This is a genomic window from Flavobacterium sp., from assembly GCF_041392005.1.
GTDB lineage: Bacteria > Bacteroidota > Bacteroidia > Flavobacteriales > Flavobacteriaceae > Flavobacterium.
The window spans coordinates 1-3,960 of record NZ_JAWKMX010000045.1 but is presented as its reverse complement, the minus strand read 5'-3'; the positions used below and the strand labels follow the sequence as shown (position 1 = coordinate 3,960).

Annotated in this window: 5 protein-coding genes; all 5 read right to left on the bottom strand. The window is 27.9% G+C overall.

Annotated features, from left to right (window positions below):
* The coding region (locus R2808_RS11380; RefSeq protein WP_371271130.1) for a CHC2 zinc finger domain-containing protein at positions 1–889 on the bottom strand (889 nt) is incomplete at its 3' end.
* Between the two features lie 47 nt (positions 890–936).
* Entirely contained in the window at positions 937–1,239 is a 303-nt protein-coding gene (locus tag R2808_RS11375; RefSeq protein WP_371271129.1) for a helix-turn-helix domain-containing protein, read from the bottom strand.
* Positions 1,240–1,316: 77 nt separating this feature from the next.
* Positions 1,317–2,201 carry a hypothetical protein gene (locus R2808_RS11370; protein WP_371271128.1) on the bottom strand — a complete coding sequence of 295 codons (885 nt, stop codon included), beginning with the start codon at positions 2,199–2,201 and terminating at the stop codon, positions 1,317–1,319.
* On the bottom strand, positions 2,176–3,432 hold the full coding sequence (locus R2808_RS11365) for a tyrosine-type recombinase/integrase (RefSeq protein ID WP_371271127.1): 1,257 nt from the start codon (positions 3,430–3,432) through the stop codon (positions 2,176–2,178). The genes R2808_RS11370 and R2808_RS11365 overlap by 26 nt, the downstream gene beginning before the upstream one ends.
* A gap of 211 nt (positions 3,433–3,643) precedes the next feature.
* On the bottom strand, positions 3,644–3,960 hold a 317-nt coding region (locus R2808_RS11360; RefSeq protein WP_371271126.1), incomplete at its 5' end, for a M20/M25/M40 family metallo-hydrolase.

Genomic DNA, 3,960 nt, shown 5'->3' with positions numbered 1-3,960 from the left:
TTACTGCACTTAAACCAGCGTTATCGTTATCGTAGCAAATAAATAGTTCGCTACAATGTTGTTGCAACGTTTCTATAAGTTCTTTCTTTAAATGTTGATTCTCGCTTCTAAAAGAAACTGCACTAAACCCGTTTGCATTTAAAACCAAAGCATCTTTTTTTCCTGCACAAATAATAATATTTTCAACCTTTTTATTTAATTGTTGCAACCCAAAAATATCATCTTGAATTAACCCGTTTTGATAAAATTTATTTCTTTCTTTCTGTTTTGGAATATAAATCTCATTCCGTCCATTTACCTCATAACAAAAAGCAATTTCATTTACTTTAAAGTTAAATATGCAATCTTTATTTTTTCGCTCACTAAAAAAGGAATATGATTGTACGGCTGAAACCTTATATTTTTTTAAAGTTTCAATAGTTACACCATATTTTTCCCAAAAAAGCAAATGTCTTTCTTCAAAATTTATTTTTTTAATGCTGTTAAATTTGAATTGTTGTGGTTCTATTGTACTTGTTGTTGCAATTTGTTTTGAACCTTTCTTTACTACGCTTTTATTAGGTTTTACAAGGGTTTTACTTGTTTCAACGCCTAATTGCAACCATAAATTGTTTTCTGTTGCAACAATTTCAAGAACCTTATTAAAATCTTTTTTACAGTCTAAACTGTTAAGTTCTGCAACAAGTTGAAAGCAATCTCCACTTTTTTCGGAACTATAACATTTGAAACTACCGTTTTTAAAAACTTGGAATGAGGGATTTTTATCTTCAGTAAAAGGACTTGATATGTTACTTTTAGGTAAATCATTTAATTTCAATGCTTTTAAAGTTATTTCAATAGGCGAAATATAATTTAAAAGTGTATCTTTGTTTAAGTTACTCTTTATCATAATAGTAGAAAATTATAGCCAATTGCAACGGTCATTGCAATTGGTTTTTATTTTGTAGATTTATTAAAATTATTCATTTTTTTTAAGGCTTGTAGAACCTCGCCTTTTTTGTATCTAACCTTATAACCTATCCTGTAAGCAGGAATGATGTCTTTTTTAGTCCAATCCCATAAGGTTACTAAACTAACAGAGAGAAGTTTTGCAGTTTCTTCCCTACTTAATAATTTATCTTTGTCATTTTGTTGCAACTCTTTTGCAACTTTTTTGAAAGCTTCATTTATTCCTTTTAGAATTTCGTTTTTAAATTCTTGTGCTGAAGCTGTTTCGATTTGAAGAATTTGTTTTGTCATAACTATTCGTTTTTTGAATTGATATGACAAACTTAAGGTGGGTTAATCTGCTATAATATTTTAGGGTATCCTAAAACCTACCCTAAAATGTTTTTATATAATTCGTCTATGTAATCGTTATCTGCTTTTGTTTTTTCTTTTTTTCTTTTTTTTCCAGCTGATCTATCAAGTTCTAAATAATTGTTTTTAATAGTATCTTTATGAACGTCTATCAGATAAGTTAGTATTTCTCCTTTTTTTGTTGATGAATAATTTTTCCATTTTTCATCATACAATATTTTTTCAAGTAACAGAATTTTTTTAGAGGTATCAAGATTTTTATTTTTTTTTGTTTTATCTTTTAATGGTGGATTTTTATAAAAGTAAAAAGCCTTAATATCCTTGTTGTCGAAATCTTCTATAACATTTTTGTTTTTTAAAATGCTCTCTATAAATTCAATTTCCAATCTTATAGGGTAATACTTTCTTGAAAAAGTAACAAACTCATCTATATCTTCTATATTTAAGTCGTTTATTTCTTTACCCGAAATAAAGTCTTTAAATAGTTCTTTTTCAACATCTATCATTTCAGATAGAAAATCTACCCAGTTATGAAGTTGTGAACCTACTGCTTTATTCATAAACAGCAAACTGTATTCACATTCTGAATTATCTAATTTTTTCCACAATTTCTTATATCTTCCTTTTAAAAAAGTTTCTTTATCTTCTTTAGAAGTAAATTTACTCAATTTAAACAAAAGGGTATTTAGCCCAAATAGCTGAAAATCTTCTTTAAATTCGCTTTCAATTACCCAATTCACTTCTTCTGCAATTTGTTTACAAATTTCAAAATCATCATCACTTAAAGTCCTTTCTTTGCTATGGTAAAACTCTCTAAATTGTCTTGAATAAAATGAGTTTTTAAAAAATTCTTTATTTGTCAACTTATTATCCATACTATGATTTATTTTTCCAATAATCACTGATTTTCTTTATATGTTCATCGTTACTAGCCTTAACGTAGTTTATAAATGTCTTTTCCGACGTGTGTCCTGTTGCTTTACGGATAATTGCAACATCTATTCCAGCTAAATATAAATTTGTTGCAAAAGAACGCCTACAAGTATGGGAAGTAACTAATTCCCATTTTTCAAAATAACCCTCAGCTTTTGTTTTACTTTCTTCATCACGTTTTGAACCGAATACTTTTTCTTTCAAACCAACTTCTTTTGTAACTTCTTTTATGTATTTATTAAACTTTTGGTCTGATATTTTTCTTGGAAAATCTCCATTTCTTTTTTTTAATGTTTCACTAAAAAAAGGGTGAATGGGTATTGTTAAGTTTTGATTGGTTTTTGTTGTTGTAATGTTTATTACATTTCCAAGAATATTGTCTTTAGTAATCTTTAAAAAATCAGAAACCCTTAACCCAGTAACTAAACCAATTACGAATAAATCTCTAGTATTGTCTAATTTTTCGCTGCAACTAAAATCATACTCAAAAATTTGTTTGATTTCATTTTCATTTAAGTAAATATCAAAAGTTTCATTTTTAGGAATTGAAAACTCCTGATGCTTATATTTTGGATTGATTTGATAACCGTCAAATTCAATATTTCGACAGAATGTTTTTATTCTATTAATTAAAGAACCTATTGAATTATTATTTAGACCATATTTTTCACGGCAGAAAAAAATAAAATCTCTATGAAAATTCAAATCAATATCTTCAAAACGATATTTTGTATTTTGACTTTCCTCAAAATCTTTCAATTTCGTGAGTGTAGAAGTATAATTTTTTATTGTATTTGCAGTAATTGGCTTTCCATTATTAAGTCTTTTATGAGCTGTTGCAACAAATCTCTCAACCCAATCAATAAAATACGCCTTATAGAGTTCGTCGTCTGAAACTCGACCAAAAAAAGATTCGACTTTTACTTTTAACCAATCCTTTGAAATGAAAGCTTTATTGTTATAGTCAAAATTGTAACTATCGTAAATAAATCGTTCTAAATCGTCAAGTTTTTTATTTAACTCATCAGTATTTAAAGAATTTACTCGTACTTTTATTCTTTGTTTTGATTCCGACCAGTCCGATATAAGTGTACTTATTCCTGTTCGTGTTTTCTGGTCTAGTCGCTTACTATCCCAAAAACGAACATAAATACTGCAATACTTTTTTTTACCCTTAACAATAAAATATTTCAAGTTCATTTCTTGCCGAAATTTTGCCGAAATATACTTAATTAATTTTAATTAGGCTTAATTTCAGTTAATAAAAAAGTTTGTCTTAAAATTTGTTAGGCATTAAAAACAAAAGAGTTGCAACAATTTTAAAGTAATTCAGAAAATAACTGATTAAGAACTGTTAATTCCCACCCGCGGTACAAATAAAAAGGAAGTTCGTTTGAACTTCCTTTTTTGCTTATGATGATTGACTCATTTCTACAAAATATTTATAAAACAGTGGTATTGTTTCGATTCCTTTTAAATAATTAAAAATTCCAAAGTGTTCATTTGGCGAATGAATAGCGTCGCTATCTAAGCCAAAACCCATTAATATTGTTTTGCTTTTTAATTCTTTTTCAAATAGTGCTACAATAGGAATGCTTCCGCCTGAACGTACAGGAATTGCAGGCACACCAAAAGTTTCGGTATAAGCTTTATTTGCTGCTTTGTAACCAATACTATCAATAGGAGTTACATACCCTTGGCCGCCGTGGTGAGGCGTAACTTTTACTT

Bases quoted from the DNA above. Each gene is read 5' to 3' on its own strand.
- R2808_RS11375 (WP_371271129.1), bottom strand. From the start codon at position 1,239: ATGACAAAACAAATTCTTCAAATCGAAACAGCTTCAGCACAAGAATTT.
- R2808_RS11365 (WP_371271127.1), bottom strand. From the start codon at position 3,432: ATGAACTTGAAATATTTTATTGTTAAGGGTAAAAAAAAGTATTGCAGT.